The organism is Paenibacillus sp. ACRRX, from assembly GCF_022346885.1.
Classification (GTDB): Bacteria; Bacillota; Bacilli; order Paenibacillales; family Paenibacillaceae; genus Paenibacillus_B.
In genome coordinates, this window is record NZ_JAKRNK010000006.1 from 109,945 (window position 1) to 127,727 (window position 17,783).

At 41.7% G+C, this 17,783-nt stretch carries 13 protein-coding genes, 1 pseudogene and 1 CRISPR repeat array; of the genes and pseudogenes, 11 read left to right on the plus strand and 3 right to left on the minus strand.

The features are described 5' to 3' along the window. Window positions 1-2: 2 nt before the first annotated feature. Entirely contained in the window at window positions 3-1,532 is a 1,530-nt protein-coding gene (gene ahpF, locus MH117_RS17990; protein WP_239330903.1) for an alkyl hydroperoxide reductase subunit F, read from the plus strand. Window positions 1,533-1,948: 416 nt separating this feature from the next. Then, a CRISPR array of direct repeats spans window positions 1,949-2,385; the repeat unit is 29 nt; unit sequence GCACTCTACACGAGTGCGTGGATAGAAAC. A 402-nt stretch (window positions 2,386-2,787) separates the two neighbouring features. Here ahpF and MH117_RS17995 read toward each other — a convergent pair. After that, window positions 2,788-3,621 (minus strand): hypothetical protein, encoded by an 834-nt coding sequence (locus MH117_RS17995; RefSeq protein ID WP_239330906.1) that lies wholly within the window; start codon window positions 3,619-3,621, stop codon window positions 2,788-2,790. Between the two features lie 258 nt (window positions 3,622-3,879). On the opposite strand from MH117_RS17995, the pseudogene MH117_RS26865 reads away from it, so the two are divergent. Further along, a pseudogene (locus MH117_RS26865) lies at window positions 3,880-3,984 on the plus strand (transcriptional regulator); the annotation flags it as partial. A 215-nt stretch (window positions 3,985-4,199) separates the two neighbouring features. After that, window positions 4,200-4,796 carry a class I SAM-dependent methyltransferase gene (locus MH117_RS18005; RefSeq protein ID WP_239330909.1) on the plus strand — a complete coding sequence of 199 codons (597 nt, stop codon included), beginning with the start codon at window positions 4,200-4,202 and terminating at the stop codon, window positions 4,794-4,796. 111 nt (window positions 4,797-4,907) lie between these two features. Here MH117_RS18005 and MH117_RS18010 read toward each other — a convergent pair whose 3' ends face one another. Continuing rightward, window positions 4,908-6,281 (minus strand): Ig-like domain-containing protein, encoded by a 1,374-nt coding sequence (locus MH117_RS18010; protein ID WP_239330912.1) that lies wholly within the window; start codon window positions 6,279-6,281, stop codon window positions 4,908-4,910. 458 nt (window positions 6,282-6,739) lie between these two features. Between MH117_RS18010 and MH117_RS18015 the strand changes: the two genes are divergently transcribed. Both MH117_RS18015 and MH117_RS18020 read left to right on the plus strand, forming a co-directional pair. Continuing rightward, on the plus strand, window positions 6,740-6,916 hold the full coding sequence (locus MH117_RS18015) for a hypothetical protein (RefSeq protein WP_239330917.1): 177 nt from the start codon (window positions 6,740-6,742) through the stop codon (window positions 6,914-6,916). After that, on the plus strand, window positions 6,913-9,603 hold the full coding sequence (locus tag MH117_RS18020) for an S-layer homology domain-containing protein (protein WP_239330920.1): 2,691 nt from the start codon (window positions 6,913-6,915) through the stop codon (window positions 9,601-9,603). The genes MH117_RS18015 and MH117_RS18020 overlap by 4 nt, the downstream gene beginning before the upstream one ends. Before the next feature lie 389 nt (window positions 9,604-9,992). Here MH117_RS18020 and MH117_RS18025 read toward each other — a convergent pair whose 3' ends face one another. Next, window positions 9,993-10,631: a hypothetical protein gene (locus MH117_RS18025; RefSeq protein WP_239330923.1), complete on the minus strand. Its 639-nt coding sequence runs from the start codon at window positions 10,629-10,631 to the stop codon at window positions 9,993-9,995. A gap of 464 nt (window positions 10,632-11,095) precedes the next feature. On the opposite strand from MH117_RS18025, the gene MH117_RS18030 reads away from it, so the two are divergent. The 6 genes from MH117_RS18030 (at window position 11,096) to MH117_RS18055 (ending at window position 17,758) form a co-directional block, all read left to right on the plus strand. Further along, entirely contained in the window at window positions 11,096-11,656 is a 561-nt protein-coding gene (locus MH117_RS18030; protein WP_239330926.1) for a hypothetical protein, read from the plus strand. A 328-nt stretch (window positions 11,657-11,984) separates the two neighbouring features. Further along, window positions 11,985-12,980, plus strand: a complete 996-nt coding sequence (locus MH117_RS18035; protein WP_239330929.1) for a helix-turn-helix transcriptional regulator — start codon at window positions 11,985-11,987, stop codon at window positions 12,978-12,980. A 35-nt stretch (window positions 12,981-13,015) separates the two neighbouring features. Further along, complete coding sequence (locus tag MH117_RS18040; RefSeq protein WP_239330932.1) at window positions 13,016-13,504, plus strand: DinB family protein; 489 nt, start codon at window positions 13,016-13,018, stop codon at window positions 13,502-13,504. 68 nt (window positions 13,505-13,572) lie between these two features. Continuing rightward, on the plus strand, window positions 13,573-14,052 hold the full coding sequence (locus MH117_RS18045; protein ID WP_239330935.1) for a GNAT family N-acetyltransferase: 480 nt from the start codon (window positions 13,573-13,575) through the stop codon (window positions 14,050-14,052). Between the two features lie 479 nt (window positions 14,053-14,531). Next, entirely contained in the window at window positions 14,532-16,916 is a 2,385-nt protein-coding gene (locus MH117_RS18050; protein WP_239330937.1) for a polyprenyl synthetase family protein, read from the plus strand. Between the two features lie 302 nt (window positions 16,917-17,218). After that, window positions 17,219-17,758, plus strand: coding sequence for a response regulator (locus MH117_RS18055; protein WP_239330939.1), 540 nt, complete (start codon window positions 17,219-17,221; stop codon window positions 17,756-17,758). Window positions 17,759-17,783: the final 25 nt, after the last annotated feature.

Consider the following 17,783-nt stretch of genomic DNA (forward strand, 5'->3'; position numbering starts at 1 on the left):
ATATGACACTAGACCAAGAATTAAAAACTCAACTGGAACAATATCTCCAACTCTTAGAAGGAGATGTTGTTCTAAAAGTTAGTGCAGACGCTGATGAGGCATCTCAAGAGATGATTGCACTGGTTGATGAAATTGCCGGCATGTCTGCAAAGATAACGGTGGAGAAAGTGCAGTTGTCTAGAACACCAAGCTTTAGCGTAAATCGAGTAGGGGAAGACACTGGGGTAACATTTGCAGGAACTCCGTTGGGTCACGAATTTACTTCATTAGTGTTGGCTCTGTTACAGGTTAGCGGAAGACCTCCCAAGGTTGAGCAAAGTGTAATTGATCAAATTAAAAGTATTCGTGGCGAATACACATTTGAATCTTACATTAGCCTGAGCTGTCATAATTGTCCTGATGTTGTACAAGCTCTGAATTTGATGAGTATCTTTAATCCTGGTATTACTCATACGATGATTGATGGTGCAGTCTTCAAAGAAGAGGTTGAGAGCAAGGACGTTATGGCTGTGCCAAGCGTTTACCTTAATGGTGAATTTTTTGACAGCGGTCGGATGACGGTTGAAGAAATTCTTGCCAAGCTGGGTACTGCTCCTGATGCATCAGAGTTTGACAATAAGGATCCTTATGATGTGCTTGTTGTTGGCAGTGGGCCGGCAGGTGCAAGTGCAGCCATTTATGCAGCACGTAAAGGAATTCGTACTGGTATCGTTGCGGAACGTTTTGGCGGTCAGGTCAATGATACTATGGGCATTGAGAACTTTATCAGTGTTAAATACACGGAAGGTCCTAAGCTCGTTGCCAGTATTGAGGAGCAGGTGAAAGAGTACAATATCGATGTCATGAAATTGCAGCGTGCCAAGCGTCTGGAAAAGAAAGATTTTATCGAAGTTGAACTCGAAAACGGTGCAGTTCTCAAGAGCAAAACGGTAATTGTATCAACAGGTGCGCGTTGGCGGAATATTGGAGTTCCTGGTGAAGTGGAGTTTAAGAACAAAGGGGTAGCTTATTGCCCGCATTGTGATGGTCCATTGTTCACGGGTAAAGATGTTGCGGTTGTTGGCGGCGGTAACTCAGGTATTGAGGCAGCGATTGATCTTGCAGGTATTGTAAAACATGTAACGGTATTGGAGTTCGCGCCAGAGCTCAAAGCCGATGCTGTGCTGCAAGACCGACTTTATAGTCTACCTAACGTTACTGTTCATAAAAACGTGCAAACCAAAGAAATTACTGGAACGGATAAAGTAAACGGAATTTCTTATGTCGATCGTGAGACAGGAGAAGAGCATCATGTGGAGTTGCAAGGTGTATTTGTACAAATCGGTCTCGTTCCAAATACAGATTGGTTAGCCGACACGGTTGAACGTTCTCGTATGGGCGAGATTGTGGTAAATAGTCATGGTGCTACAAATGTACCTGGTGTGTTTGCTGCTGGCGATTGTACGAATAGTCCCTATAAGCAGATCATCATCTCGATGGGATCTGGTGCTACAGCAGCTCTGGGTGCGTTTGATTATCTTATCCGCAATTAATTATCGTTATATAATAAGTTAAACGGAAGCCCTCATTTTTACTAGATGAGGGCTTTTGTATGTAGTTGTAGGGCATCGGTGCCCTGAGGTGCTTTTAGTTATACATACTTTAAATTTAAATGGGATCGTTAACTATATGTTGTTGTATGCCTAAATGAATATAAACCTCCACTTGCTACTTTGTATGCCATAAGCGATACTAAGCATAAGTGGAAAGGTTTGTTAGGGTTGAAGTAGTTGATTTGGTGCGAACCCCAGGTGCACATGAAATCCCCGGGAGATCCGCACCTCTTGCTGCACAAGGGATTTCGGCAATTTGTCAGTTGAATGTCAGTGAAGTTATCCTTGTATATTGGAGATCCGCACTTTTGGAGCTGGGAGCCTTAGTGGGACAAGGACTCTTTGTACCCGCTGTCGCACTCTACGCGAGTGCGTGGATAGAAACCTATGTACTGCAGAGTCATGATGAGGGAATTTGTGTCGCACTCTACACGAGTGCGTGGATAGAAACCCACATCTATGGGCAGAACGAATAGATTTATTGGAGTCGCACTCTACACGAGTGCGTGGATAGAAACCTCACTCAACTCAATTACTTCATTTAGTTCCTTCTGGTTGCACTCTACACGAGTGCGTGGATAGAAACTCTAATATCATCGTAGCCTCTTTTTCGGGATAAGTAAGTCGCACTCTACACGAGTGCGTGGATAGAAACAAATGCTGATATGTCTCTTTGTCGTCCACTGTATAGTGGTCGTACTCTACACGAGTGCGTGGATAGAAACTGGTTGTAGTGTCAGCTCATGTATTAACCCAGCTCGGTCGCACTCTACACGAGTGCGTAGAAAAAATACCTTTCCAGTTCCGTCTAGCTGTAGAGGGGAATAGGATATGGAAAACTACTAGTTTCAAAAAAATTTGCTACTAGGTGAGGATAGGAATTCTGTGTAAAACCTATACTTTGTTGGATTTGGAGGGGAATTGGTGTTCGAAACTAACAACAGGGTATTGTAAAACGTAAGAGTGTAGCAGTCGTGGCCTGAGGCCATTTATATCCTCTTAACACTCTATTATTCAGGTCAGCCTGCCTGTGAGATGATTGCCAACTTAGCATCAGTGGAAGATGACAACACCCACCTGCAGGCTGATGTTAATGAATAAATACGATACAGTCTACGAGTCATTCCCTCAGAAGGGCATACGCGACTCGTGACATTTAAAGAGTGGATTGGAATGTCGCTACTCGATGTGTGGGTTACGGGAGATTATTAAAGTTCATAGTTGTGTACAAATACGTTTGGTTAGAAACATCGTAAACGAGTTTGTCTACATCGGCTTGTGTGTACTGGAAATCATCGCAGTTTTTCGTATGACTCCACGAAAAGCCGTTTAAAGCCAGTGTTCCGCCAGCTTTTTTTATGGGTACTGCAATAGACATTTCAGCTCCGTCAAAGAAAGCTCTTTTCCCATTGCTGCCCGTTGTCTTGTGGTAGTAACCAGCAGAAATAGATGAAGTCGGTACCATGTTTAATTCGTAGCTTACTGTATTTAGACCGGAATAATACGGGTTTTCAGCCAACCAACCAAGTTCGCCATCTCTATTGCCTTTATAGTATTTGGGCGTATTCTTATCAACAGAGATAGAACCAATGGTGCTGCCAGATGAATTTGAAACAGTCAATTTTACAATATATTCTCCTCGAGAATCTTTTTCCCCAGCCAGCTTCAGATTTACGGTTTGTCCTGTGATATTGCTAATGTTGGTTTCTTGCCAGGTGCTGCTGCTCGCACCACCGAATATAACAGCTTTCCACTGGGTTCCATCCAAGATAACACCACCGTCAAAAGTTGCCCCTTGTTTTGAATTAATCGAAATAAAAAATTCAGGGTAAATTTGACCAGCGATTGCATTGATATTGGCGCTGCTTGGTATTTTTAATTTTGTCTGGCCGCCTACAACAGTCTCAGAGAAATTGGATTGTTTAATTTGAGATCTAAAACCATCTCCGCTCTCTTCGGCAGCAGATACAATAGAAACTGACGAAAGCATAAATATTACTGTAAGTACGGTAGTAAACCATTTTTTCATAAAATACCTCCTGTTTTTTGACCTATTGGCGCAGCAAACAATGATACCCTCTTGTACACAACTGGATTCGCAACAATTCTGACTAAGTCTTAGACCATAGATACACCTCCTTTAAATAAATGGTTATAAATACCTTTTAATCTACTTAATCTTACTCTATATACACCCATAATACGAATATGAAACTAACTGCGTATAAGTAATGATCTGGGTCGGTATATGCGCTAAAAATAAGCAATGATTTCTCGTTGCGGAAAGAGACTCATAAAACCAGGCATGATAGGTGCCCGCAGAGGCTACCACTTATCACGGAATAAAAATGACATTTCTTTTTTTGATATTATTCATGCCATTGAGAGAACGGAGTTGGGCTTGATCAGGACAGATGAATGGGGATGACATCTATACATGGTGTATATGCCATAGGAGATTCTTCAGGCTTCATGTCTTCCCAATTGATCGTTGCCGCGGTTCAGAGAAGTCGAACCGCTATGGGATAAACACGGACAAAAGTATTATAGAACGATAGATTAGCATAGTGATAGTAATACGTTAGTTAATCAGAGGGGGCAGTGAGCATGGAAAATAGGTGGAACGAGCGTTTTAATTCGGAGGAATATATGTTTGGGGAAGAACCTAACCTATTCATTCAACAACAAGCCTCTAGGTTAGATAAATGTAAAAAAGTTATCGCATTTGCAGAGGGGGAGGGCAGGAATGCTGTTTTTTTGGCAGCAAGAGATCATGAAGTAACAGCAATTGACTATGCGGAGAGCGGCCTCCAAAAAACTAAAAAACTAGCTCACAAGTATGCCGTTCACGTGCAGACGAAAAAAATAGACTTATTGGTGGACAACGTGCCAACCGAGGAATATGATGCCGCAATAATGGTATTTGGTCACTTTTATAAAGAAGCTCAAAAACGGATACTAGATAAAATGAAAAATACTGTAAAGACTAAGGGTATTATTATGCTTGAGGTGTATTCCAAGGATCAATTAAAATATGGTTCAGGTGGACCAGGCGATCTTGAAATGCTTTACGACCCGCAAGAGATCCTGAGTTGGTGCGAGGGTCATGAGGTGATCCATTTCTTTTACGGGGAACAAGAACGAGTGGAAGGAAAGGCGCACACCGGTTTAGCTCATGTCATTCAGCTAGTGTTAAGAAAATAAGAATATGTCATGAATTTAATCAAGAATAATTAGCACTTATATCAAAAGGTCTTGACTAGTTGTTGTCTCCAACTACAGCCAAGACCTTTATATTTTTGTATGAAGAACAGATTAGCTTCCGGTCCAAATGGAGTATGCATAGTGGTACAGAGTAGTATCATTTGCACTTAAAGCTGATCCACTATAATACACTTGAAGCGGAATAATATCATAGTAGTGTCTGGAAACAGTCACATGAGCGCTATACTGTCCAATAGCTGGTTGCACACCACTAATCGTGACCGAAAATGTACCGTTAGCACTGGTCGTTGTCTGTGCCTGATAGACTTTGTTGTTTAACTTGGTTAGGAAGGCGACTGTAATGGGAGCGTTGAAGGCAGGGGCGCCAGATGCATCTTTTGCTAGACCCGTAATGGTGATTGAATCTTTGAACCGCCACATATATCCTTCACCGTAGTTAATTCGTTGTCCAGCATTTACGTCAGATATGGTACTGACATGCGTGATGTTTACCTGCGTAGGTGCCTTGAACTCCGTGAAGGTAAGCTTATACGGTTGGACCGCGTTGTAAGAGGATAGCGACAGGACGCGAATATAATAGGTTCCTTGCGCAAATGAGCCGAGTACATCTGTATTTTGATTAATCGTGCCTAGTGATTGTAAGTTCTGATTGAAAAGCTGTACCTGATAATTTGTATTTGGTGCACTATTCGTAAAGTTGATACGGAACGACTTGGCAGCGGTGACCGTGAGCTTTACCCAGTCCTCATCGTATAAATTGTCGAGCGTTTGCTGCAACAGGTTGATCGAATCGGTCAAGGGCTTGGCCCGCCATACATTGTCGTCAGGCTCTGCACTATCATATACAGGAGACTCCTGTATTGTGAATAAATATGGATTAGCTGCATCGAAGCCTGCTTGTGCATTGACCGCTACATAATAGATGCCTGCTGGGGCAATTCGGCTTATCTGTTCATTTGTTTGGGGGCCGTAGGAGGATATTTCTTGCTCGACTAGATTGTAGGTGGTTGTGTCTAAGCGGAACAAATGAAGATTATAATCAACTGCGGCGTTTTGCACAGTCTGGAGATAAACGGTAACTTTTCCCGGAGTCGTGGTCTGAAATGTGTACCAACGCTCACCGTTAGCTTCAGAAATTTTATCTGAATATACAACTGATGTTACAACTGGAATAGCAGAGTTAGGATTGTTGTTTATCGCAGCAGGGGCGGTTGGAGGTGGTTCAGAAATGGTGGACGTTGACAAAGATTCGGGGTGTGTGGATATAGCCGTAACTTGTTGCAGCTTATCTCGCTGAAGGTGAACTGGTACGCTGTACTGTTCTGGTTGATCGTGATTCAGCGTGGTTTGAGGGATGCTGGGAAGTGCAGCGGCGATATCGCTTTGGGGCCATACCGTCCCTCCCAATAAGGCAATGGATAGCATCAATGAACTTAAGAATGACCGATTTCTCAATTTACTCATTCGAACACCCTCTCCTTGAAATATGTAATTGACAATTTTATCTTCCTCCTTTTTCTCTCCACTAGCAATAGCTTTAGCGAAATTTTATATAATAGGGGTACGCAGGGGGATCGAAAGCAAGCTTTTATAATCAAAATGACATCCCTGAACAGTTCGAAACGCTGCGACAGCAGCACGCGACACTTTCGACGCCAAAGCGTTTGAAACGTGAGATAGATGATGAAAGTAACGATGTCCTAATTGAAAGCTTGAGTCGAAAAATGAAGGTGTTAGAGAAAGAAAATAAGGAGCTAAGAAAATGGTTAAAAGTCAAATACGCCAAGTTGTATATGAGTCCATAACTATTAGTTTATGAAAAACTAAACATATATGTGATATAATCCGAATTGGACAAGTCCCCTACTTAGATTAAGCCAAGTTGATCAGTTCATCTTTTTTGAATACATATATGTAACATTATGGATAAAGTGAAATCGAAGCAGCTATTAACCGATGAAAGGATAGTAAGAAATATAGGAAAAAGAGGGGGAAACGAAATTGAAAAAGAAGGACAGGCAATCCGCTTACTCTTGGGAACTCCGGAAGACAGCATAGAGATAGATAACAAACACATTTCTAATGGAGGTCGACAATGAAACGATTTATTCCTGCGTTGCTATGCCTTATGTTAATCCTTACGGCTCATTCAGGTTCGGTGCAAGCCAAAGTGAATAATGGAAGTACCGTTAGCGAACAGCACTATACACGGATCGGTGAGGATTACGAAATCCTTAATGGGACTATGCTTCTATCAAAAAAAGACGGAACTGTATGGTATTGGGACACACTAGCTTATTCTTCCCATGCTTCCGATCCATTTTATCAAGCCAAACTTAAGCAAATTCCGGGCTTGCGGGATGTGAAACAATTCTCGTTCGATGGCAAGAACGGGGAAAGTAGATTAATGACGAATTACGCTGCATTAAAAAAAGACGGAACCGTATGGTATTGGGATTCTAGGAACAACACCTATCCTGTAGATTCTAGGATTGCTCCGAAGCCTATTAAAGATTTGAATCATGTAACATCACTCGTCGCCGATTATACCGGTAACTCTAAAAATTATAAGACCTTGTTTGTATTAAAATCAGACGGATCGGTCTGGTGCTGGATAGCTCAACAAGGCAAAGCTTCATCGACTTCTTATTATAAGATTCTTGATAATGTCGCATCTATAAAATCTGTGAACGGTCACGTATACGCAGTTAAAAAAGAGGGTTCGGTATGGAAATGGAGGACATACATGTACTGGCCCCAAAATAGCAAATTTTATGACAAAAATCCAGAGCAGATCATAGGGCTGGAAGACATCGTCAACATAGAGATGGGCGGCACTACAAACTATGCGTATAAGAAAGATGGCACGGTCTGGTCTTGGAAAACTTATGATAAGGAAAGTACTCCGATCCAAATACATAGAGCAACAGGTGCTCGAGGAATTGTTCAATTTAGCTCACAGCTGAAAGATTCGAATATCGATACTACTTATGCTCTGCTAACGGACGATAAGCTCTGGTCAATAGACAGCGATAAAGTGTTCCCCGAGCTTTCAAATATCGCTTCTGTACACCACAAGGACAAGGGCAGCTATATGGAAAACTATGTACTGAAAAAGGATCAGACCTTGTGGGCATGGAAAGATAATGTTTCTGCTTTTCCGAAGCTTGTTGTGTTCACGAATGAATCAGCAGCTGGCAATCGTTCTGGGTCAACAGAAAAACCAACAAGTGATCGTGCTGAGACCAAAACTCAGCCTGAGTTGATACGGATGACTTCACCGGAAGTTAGCCTTTCTCCGTTTATCACGATGCTGCAGCCTGGCGGACAACAGTCTATTGCTGTCAACAATGTGCTTCCCGGAACTAAAATAACATACACCATTGACGATCCTAGCATAGGATCTATAACGAATGTGAATGGCTTACCAGTCATAACAGCGAATAAATCTGGACAAACGATTGTACGGGCCACGACAAGCAGAGCTGGTTTCCCAGAAGAGACGACTTACATATTGTTGTATGTTGTGGATGGCAGCATGGTATCTGATACGTATTTCAGTGCTGTCCGTTCGATTCCTGACGCTGACAAGCAGAATTCGGCTATCGTAGAAGGACTCATGCAAGCAGGGGAGCTTGTGATCACTGCCGCAAGCAGCGATAAGCCGACTCCTGTTGACGGTCAGATCGTCATAACGCCTGAATTGATTGACAGGCTAGCAGGAAATGCATCAAGGGCGAAGTCAGCGGTACAGCAGGCGCTGTCAGAAAATAAGATTGTTCCTGCGAGAGATCTGATCGTGAACGCGGAAATACTTTCTTCGCCTACACAAAATGAATATATGTTCAAGCTCAATAAAAGTGGGTTAGTTGGCCGGAAGGATATTGACTATATAACTGTTTATGCAGGGGATGCGAAACTCGTATTTAATGTTGCGACAGCACAGCGACTGTTTCAGTCGCAATCAGTTATCGTCATTCAGCTGGTGAAAGAGAATAACGGCGTATATCGCATACAATTTTTAGATGAGCAAGGGCAGGAGCTTTCAGGTGTAGCAAGCAACATTCAGCTCATTTTGCCTGCGAATTATGCAGACGCAGTACACAGTAGTATGTTTTATGTGAATGGGAAAACAAAGGAGCCAATCGGTGGGAAGTATAATTCGTCCAAAAACGGCATGGAAGCGGAAATCAACCGTTCCGGAACGTATCTCGTGGACGATAATTCGAAATCATTCCCTGATATTAACGATCGAGATCCAGAATTAAAGCAAGCGGTACAATTTCTAGGCTCCAAAGGAATCGTCACCGGAAAAGACAATGGCAATTTTGAGCCCGATTCCCTGCTCACCCGTGCAGAGTTCACGGCGATGCTGGTAAGAGCGTTTAACGTTATGGATGAAAAGGCAAAGGAAAGCTTTTCGGACGTACATCCGCCGCAATGGCATCATCCATTTATCGCTTCTTCTGAAAAAAATCATATCGTCGAAGGTTATCCTGATGGCACATTTAAGCCGGATCGTACGATAGAACGGCAAGAAATGACCGCCATCGGCGCCAGATTCCTGCATGAGAGGAAGCATTATTATTATCCTTCGAATCCGGATGAATACTTAAACCGATTTGTAGACAAAGAAACGGTATCCAAGTGGGCGAAGCCAACGATGTCCTTGGCGGTGAAGCAGCGCTTGATCGATGTTCCCGCCAATAAACAGATAAAGGCAAAAGAGGCTGTTACGCGTGGGGAAGCCGCACGAATGCTGTATCGTCTTTATTTACAGCTATAACTCATAGTTGTACTTGAGATATGTTAATTTGTGAACTCTTCGGTATAAATAAAGTTTAAGACTGATCCATTAAAAAACAGCGGCGGACCAAGACTGGAAAAATAAAGTCTTAGTCTGCCGCTGTAGTCTTTCAACTAACGTGCCCCGATAACTTAAAACTAGAAATTAGAGTATACATCAAAAATCTCAATTGATCTTGTCTGATTTAGAAATTTCTTATTATCCATTTGGCATTTCGTTCATCCTCAACTTCAAACAGTACAACAACTGCTTGCTCCACTAGATGTAACACTATTTTCCGGACTTCTTCTGTAAAGTTATTCCAGGACATTCAACTTATTGATAACATTCTGAAGTCTCAATTCGGCGGATTTCTCGAAATCGAAATTTTAAATTACTACTCCCCGTTTTGAGAGAACCCGATCCATTTCATCATAATGTTCTTTGTCGCTTGAGGCATAGATCAAATCAAAACTATCGTTATTTTTCATCACTGTTATTATGCTGTCATCATAATTCCCATAAAATTCGATACCAATCCAATGCCGAAAGGAAATACCTTTATTGTTATAGTTATCACGAATAAAATCCAAGTCGGTTTTTTTAATGGAATAAAATGATTCACAACCATATTCAAGAGCGAATCCGGTTTGTAAATAGGCCATCGCATGAAAAAAATCGGTCAATGTTTCAAAATCCTTTATCCATACTTTTTCATCGAAACTCATATAGACAGGGGGATTGGACCTGGATAAATCGTTCTTATGGATTCCCCAAACACAGACACGTTGATTCTCGCAATAAAAAATTAAATACTCGCTATGTTTGAAGTATTGGAGTTGTTCGGGTTTGATCAAACTATCTTGTGTATGATTCAGCCGCTCGTCTTTACCAAGTTCCACATAATAATCTATAAATACCTGGGGCAACTCACCAAAATTATGTTTAATAGTTTGTATCTCATCATAACTAAAGCCATTTCGTTTTGTAATATGAAATAGCTTCTTAATTACTGTAAAATCAGTCACCCGTATCACACCTTATCCTTGTATAATACTCCATCGATTGATTTAACCATCAAGAGAGCATATTACACACCCATTGTACCATATCATTATTCACTATCTTGCCCGTTAGTTTCTCACTATCGCCAGTCTACAACTATATAAAGGATTAGACTGACGTTGCTTCATTAAGTAATGGCCAGTTTAATTGAAAGAGGGAATAATTACATATATAAAATAAGGAAATATATTGTTAAGATTTGATAGGTAAAGTATTCCACGGAATATGTCGGAACAGTTGCGACTCTCCTTTTTACTAACTGAGCAGGTTATTTATAGAATTACTCATTACTTATCGGAAAATTAGTATTAAAGAGGTGAATGAAAGCGTGCAGTCTACGCGTTATATAGATGGATTATGTTTTTCTGTCTTATAGCAACCATCTTTTTGAAAACTGCCTTAACAAAAACTAAAAGGAATAACCAAATTGAAATTATTTTTAAATGTCATAACTTATTTAGTTACAGCTATTGCCGCAATTCTCGCATCTTTTCCATTAGCAGCAATTTATCAGGATTTAAGTGGTAATGATAATACGTTTTTCTTACATAATATGTTCATCTGGTCACCAATTATCGCGATTGTTTCGTTTATTATCTGTTATTTTTTAATTAAAAAAATAACGATCAAGCCGATACTTTTGGGGACAATAATCGGCTTTTGGTTTATCAAAGTTAGCATCTTCATTCGCGACACAATTGATCTTTATATTCTGTTAATGCCAATCCTTCTTGTATTTTTATCACATTTCTTATTAAAGAAATATAACAATTGGCTGCATATCAGTGGTTTTACACTTGGAGCAACATTCGGTTTCATTACATCCTACGCAACAGTTCTTTTTATAAGACTGGTTAATAATTCATTAACTTCGTATTTTAATTTCCAGCACAACGAATTAATGATAGTTATTGCTGGAACTGCTATTTTCACGATATTAGGAAGTATTATCGGACTCAAAAGATGTAAACAGACACAAGAGATGTAGTAGTTTATCTCCACATAACTAGAACTCGGAGTGATGAACTGCGAAAATATTATTTTCCGTATCAGAACGACTTGTTCATTTTATCGAAACTTGTACTTAACAATAAGGATGCTTTAATTAAAACTCATTGAGTTGCATATGCAGCTCTTTTTTCTTATTGTGCTAACGGAGAACGTTCATTCAATGATACAGCGACAGTAATGGACTATATTTTCTGTTGACACCTCGATTTCCTCTGTAATGATGACATACAAGCTGTCACTGAGAGTGTGGTAGGATAAAATTCTAACTTGCCCCGTAGTAACTGAAATGAAAGGAGGAGGCATCAATGAGGCGTATGGATCGCTTGATCGCAATCGTGATTGCGCTGCAGCAACGACAGGAATCTGCGCAGGTGCTTGCTGACAAGCTGGAAGTGTCTAAGCGAACAATTATGCGAGACATGCAAGCACTCTCTGAGATGGGCATCCCACTGTACGCGGAGATCGGTCCGACAGGAGGGTACCGGTTGTCAGAGGGCTACAGTTTACCGCCATTGCAGCTTGATGTGCAGGAGACTTTGACGGTGCTAGTTGCGCTGCGTGCACTGACAGCCTATGCGGATACGCCATTCAATCGGGAAAGATGGACTGTTATTGATAAATTACGTCATGTTCTTCCGCCGGCAACCCTACATCAAGTTGAGCCTTTACTCGAATTGATGCGGGTAGAGGTGCCAAAACGTTCGTTCAAGGCGCCCCTTTTAAACGAACTGCTCGCTTACTGTTCAGAAGGGGCTTGGATGAACGCTCACTATCGCTCAGAGAAGCATCGCCGTTGGCTGCTGCTGAAGCCCAAAAGAGTTTATGCGGAGCACGGCTTCTGGTATTGTGAGGCATACTCGCCTATACATGGGGAAATAAGGACATTTCGTGCCGATCGATTCGATGAGCTGCAAGATGCAGACCCAGCAGCTGCTCAGGATCAAGTGGGGCTGATATACCCACCTAAAAAAGAAACCGCAGACAACTACATACGGATTCGAGCTGAGTTAAGTTATCGAGGAATGCTGATGGTCGAACAAGACCCTCATATAGGGGAGCGTGTGCACGCATTGCAGGATGACCTGTGGGAGGTTGATTTCCTCTGCCCCGCATCTGAATGGGAATGGGCAAAGAGGTTCTTTTTCTCGCTTGGCTCTGACGCTCATGTACGGGAACCAGATTTGTTGCGAGCTGATCTCTACGAAAGAGCTAGGGATCTGTGTAATCGTTACCGAGCAGAAGCTGAAAAGGAACTGGTCGAAGATAGCCTCTTAGATGCTAAGAGAAATTCACATGTATAATATCCAATACAATTATTAGAAAAGGGGATATCATTATGAGTGGTGTTACACAAATACGAGATCATTTATTAGAAGAATTAAATTTAGTCGTCCGCACTGTTGAATCACTGTTGACCAAAATTCAACCGGAAGAGTGGGAGTATCGCCCAGCTGAAAATATGCGTACGCTATTGGAGTTGACACATCATCTTGTATCCATCCCTGCTTCCGATTTGGCTATTTTACAAGAAAAGACCCAAACAGAAGTAGAGCAAGTGGAAACACAAGTAAGCGGGATCAGGGACCCATTGGTTCTAGCAGCACAGTTTCGTGCCAACTATGACTTATTACAAGCCTACATGTTGTCATTAACTGAGGCGGAGTTATTAAACAAGTCTACAAAAGCGTTTTATTTGGACCATGGTATCGTTCAAATTAAGTGGCTGATCGAAATTGTTACACATTCGTTTCACCACAGATCGCAGCTTTATAACTACCTGAAACAGTCAGGCCATGAACTTCAATTTTTTATGCTTTATGGCTAAGATGTGTACAAACCTTGAATAGTGTTCCGATTTGAAATCGAAGCGAGTGGAGGAAAAGGAGTCATATTATGCACATAAGAATATTAGAAGAGAGAGACAACCAACACATTGAGTCCATAATTAGGACTTGTCTGAAGGAATTTGGGGGAGACCGAGAAGGATTGGCCTGGGCCGATCCACAGCTAGGCAGTTTATCCATGGTCTATCAAAAGGACCATTCTAGGTACTGGGTTGTAGAGTATAATGGAAAAATAGTGGGGGGCTGCGGCATTGGGCCCGTCGACGATATGGAAGGCATTTGCGAACTGCAGAAAATGTACTGCTTGCCAGAAGCTCGTGGGACTGGTATTGCTCATCAGCTGATGGTAACGGCGCTTGACTTTGCGAGTAAACATTACAAGCAATGCTATATTGAGACCTTAAGCAATATGGAAGCGGCTAATCAGTTCTATAAGAAATATGATTTTGTTGCACTAGAGAGGCCGCTCGGCAATACGGGGCACTTCTCGTGCGATGTATGGTATCTAAAGACGTTTACTGATAATTGATGGTGCAATAGCAACAACAATGCTGCTAAATAAGGCAGTTGATCATTAATATGATAGTTCCATAAAATACCGTGGTAGGAGGCATAAGCGCTCTTGAACTCACAGGATCATACAGAAACAGAATTTAGCAGAGAATGAAACAATGTAATAAGAGCCCTCACCCTGAAGACAAGGTGAGGGCTCTTTAACGATGGGATCTGTTAATCAATAACCCTTACACAAATGTAGAAGATTAAATGGCCGCAGTGCATACTATTTATTATGACCGTGACCTCTTTAGTCATGAGTGGCCACTGATTTACTATCAATTTTGTAACCCAAAAGGTTCTTGCTCGTATTAAGTTTACATGCCTGTTATGAGAACGTAATTGCGAATTTGGATGCGGCATGATATTAATGTTGTTTACTTCATTAGTGGAGTCTCTTTTTATCTTATAGATACACATTTAACCTACATAAAAGTTGAGGTCATTCATCTTATGAGTGTGGTATTTACAGATCATGCCGATATATGGTATCGGTCAGCTGAACAGAAGGCAGCCCAGTATTTTGCATCCCTTCGCAAGCAAGTCATAGAAGAGACTTATGTCCCTGTCCTGACAGAGGACATTCAAATGTGGAAAAAGAACCATATTCACCGTCATTCCTTGCTGTCCTTTTTTTCGAAGCGAAAAAGAAAGCCTGATTCTCGGGATTACCACAGTTATATCCAGTGGCTGAATTATACTGGGAAACTGGATGAATATTTGGATCGAAGTGTTTCCTATATTTATTTACGGGATCTGGGCAAGGCACTTGACTCTTCTGACACACAGACTCGAGTTCAGCGTGTAGTTGCCGATGTTAAAAATCATTTACTTCATTCCAATCCAGTGAACATGGGAAAACAAACAGAGTTAATGAGCCTGAAAGCCTTATATCGATGGGCTCAGACAAAAGGCATCGAATCGGATATTATTTGGGTTATTGATAAACTCAAGGCTGTATCCACACATATTCCGCAGGAATTGAATGCCGAGCATGCGCAGCGCAAGCTGATCAAGATTATTGTTGGGGTATTGTTGCATGTCATAGAAGAAATGGATGATACAACTTTGCCGGCAGAACGCACGAAGAGAATGGGCGAAGCTATTAGAATTGGTTATTCCTATGGTCTGACTTATCCGTTTATCGATGATCTACTTGATTCCCAAATTCTAACCTCACATGAGAAAGAACAATATTCTAAGATGATTAGAACGGCTCTTCTGACTGGATCTGTGCCGGAATTAGGCGAGTGGACAGGGAGTAATCTGGAGTTTATTCAATATGTACATTCAGAACTACGGGATGCTTTTGAATACATTAAGCATCAGCAAGGGAAGGAAACACAAAAGACATTTTTTGAGCAGTCTTACGTGTTTTTTCATGCTCAGGAAATCGATCGTATGAAAGAGCTGTCTAACGCTGATTACACCAATGAGCAGCTTTATATACCCATCATTTTAAAATCTTCTTCATCCCGATTAATTGTTCGCTCTGTCATTGGTGCATCCACGGACGAGGATTTTGATCAGCGTACTTTCTTTTATGGCATTTACAATCAGTTGGCTGATGATTTCGCGGATATGTTTGATGACATGCAAAATGGTGCAGTAACACCCTATACCTATTATTTAAAATATCGGGACCAGCGTTCAGATCTGATAAACCCCTTTGAGTTGTACTGGGCGGTCATCTCGCATTTGATCCATCATGTGCATCATTCAGATATCAAGACTCGTGAGGTCATCCTGAATCGAGCGATTAATGGTCTAAAACGTTTCAAGGAACGCATCGGCACAGAAAAGTATAATGAAATGATGGAGATATTTGCATCAAGAATTCCGGCATTCAACCTTCTTATCCAGCAGATGGTTCGTAAAGCGGATGATGTGGATTTCTTTGACAAACTGCTGCGTGATCAGATGGTGATCTCGCTTAGAACCGATCGAGAGGAAAAGGAATTTTTCCAAGATACTGTTAGGACAGTCCGTCAGCAGATCAACAATCTGCTGCAGATCCCTAAACACAGCGGAATTCCACCGATGAAGGAATCACTCATTGATGCTGCAAATTACAGCCTTGAAGGGGACAGCAAGCGTTTACGGCCCATATTGACTTGGGTCATGGGTGTGAATGAATACGGTCTGCATGCTGCGGCTATCGCACCGCTTCTGAGATCATTGGAGTATATGCATACCGCCTCCTTGATCTTTGACGATCTGCCATCGCAGGATAATTCGTCTATCCGAAGGGGACGACCAACTCTGCATCAGGTCCATAATAGTTCTACTGCAGAGTTAGCCGGCCTTTATTTGATCCAGAAGGCGATTGAAGAACAATCGTCGCTTGATGGGTTTGATACAAAGACAGTGCTTGCCTTGATGCAATATTCCTCTCAAAAGGCTGGCGATATGTGTGTGGGGCAGGCGATGGATTTGGACTCCAAAGGAAGAGTATTGACCTTGGACCAAATGAACATGTTGTGTTTCTACAAAACTGGAATCGCGTTCGAAGCCTCTTTGGTTATGCCTGCCATACTCGCTCAGGTAAAGGGAACGGAAATTGCGACTTTGAAGCGATTTGCCTATCATGCAGGTATTGCCTTTCAGATAAGAGATGATTTGCTTGATCTAGAGGGCGATGTGCTCCTACTCGGTAAGCCTATTGGCATAGATGTTGATAACAACAATTCAACTTTTGTGACTGTACTAGGTCAAGAAGGAGCCAGAAAAGAGATGTGGGAACACTACTGCTTCGCAATGGAAGCGCTAGAAGAGATTCCCCGCAATATTCCCTTTCTGAAGCATTTATTGGATTATTTTGTTAATAGAGACCGTTAGCACCGTGTGTTTTAGATCAAGATCCTTAGCAATACATTTTAACCAGTGTGGATGATTCATGTTTTGGAAAGCGTTGGACGTGTACGGGGAGCCTTGGTCATTATAAACGATCACGCCCGTCACGTCTTTCATCTTTTCGAGTTTTCACTGTTTAAATTAAAAATATGTTAAGAATCGGTATCATCTATTAAAAATTCATAATATAATAAAGAATGTGTCGGAATCTGTTGTCGATTAATTACATACTGGTCGATTAGTGGCGATTTATGATCACCGGTGTCAGTCAGAAGAGGGGCAGATCGATGAAAGCACTCATTTTTTCAGTATGCATGGCTGCGACTCCATTTCTTGTGTATGTCATATTTAGAGGATACCGTAAAAGGGAGCAAAGTCGCCTTGGTGACATGGGCCTACTGCAATTAAGTAACACGAACAACGCAACCCTTGCTTTTGATCAAACTAGGGAGCAGGCGGAAGGGACTGTGCGGATGCCCTCTGTGCTCATCGTGGATGATCAGTCGTCCATTCAAATGCTGCTGCGCGAAGCATTTAATTCCATGAATGCACAGATTGTAAGTGCTTATTCAGGTCAGGAAGCAGTTGAATACATTCGAGAACAATCCTTTGCGGTTGTGTTGATGGATGTTAAGCTGCCTGATATGAGCGGGATGGACTTGCTTCTCAAGTTTCGGGCGATGCGTCCCCAACTCCAGGTCATTATGATGTCTGCCTTCAGTGATGTTAATCGGATTGAATCTGCTAAGTCTGCCGGAGCAATCGGTTATTTCTCTAAGCCATTTGATATTGATGAATTAAGATCCTTTGTTGCATCTAGACTTTAATTGTACCTTTATTACGTAGTCGGAG

Excerpts from the sequence above, each read along its gene's own strand:
- MH117_RS17995 (WP_239330906.1), bottom strand. The coding sequence starts at position 3,621 with ATGAAAAAATGGTTTACTACCGTACTTACAGTAATATTTATGCTTTCG.
- MH117_RS18020 (WP_239330920.1), top strand. The coding sequence starts at position 6,913 with ATGAAACGATTTATTCCTGCGTTGCTATGCCTTATGTTAATCCTTACG.
- MH117_RS18050 (WP_239330937.1), top strand. The coding sequence starts at position 14,532 with ATGAGTGTGGTATTTACAGATCATGCCGATATATGGTATCGGTCAGCT.
- MH117_RS18040 (WP_239330932.1), top strand. The coding sequence starts at position 13,016 with ATGAGTGGTGTTACACAAATACGAGATCATTTATTAGAAGAATTAAAT.
- MH117_RS18055 (WP_239330939.1), top strand. The coding sequence starts at position 17,219 with ATGAAAGCACTCATTTTTTCAGTATGCATGGCTGCGACTCCATTTCTT.
- MH117_RS18045 (WP_239330935.1), top strand. The coding sequence starts at position 13,573 with ATGCACATAAGAATATTAGAAGAGAGAGACAACCAACACATTGAGTCC.
- MH117_RS18015 (WP_239330917.1), top strand. The coding sequence starts at position 6,740 with ATGGATAAAGTGAAATCGAAGCAGCTATTAACCGATGAAAGGATAGTA.
- MH117_RS18035 (WP_239330929.1), top strand. The coding sequence starts at position 11,985 with ATGAGGCGTATGGATCGCTTGATCGCAATCGTGATTGCGCTGCAGCAA.
- MH117_RS18005 (WP_239330909.1), top strand. The coding sequence starts at position 4,200 with ATGGAAAATAGGTGGAACGAGCGTTTTAATTCGGAGGAATATATGTTT.
- ahpF (WP_239330903.1), top strand. The coding sequence starts at position 3 with ATGACACTAGACCAAGAATTAAAAACTCAACTGGAACAATATCTCCAA.
- MH117_RS18010 (WP_239330912.1), bottom strand. The coding sequence starts at position 6,281 with ATGAGTAAATTGAGAAATCGGTCATTCTTAAGTTCATTGATGCTATCC.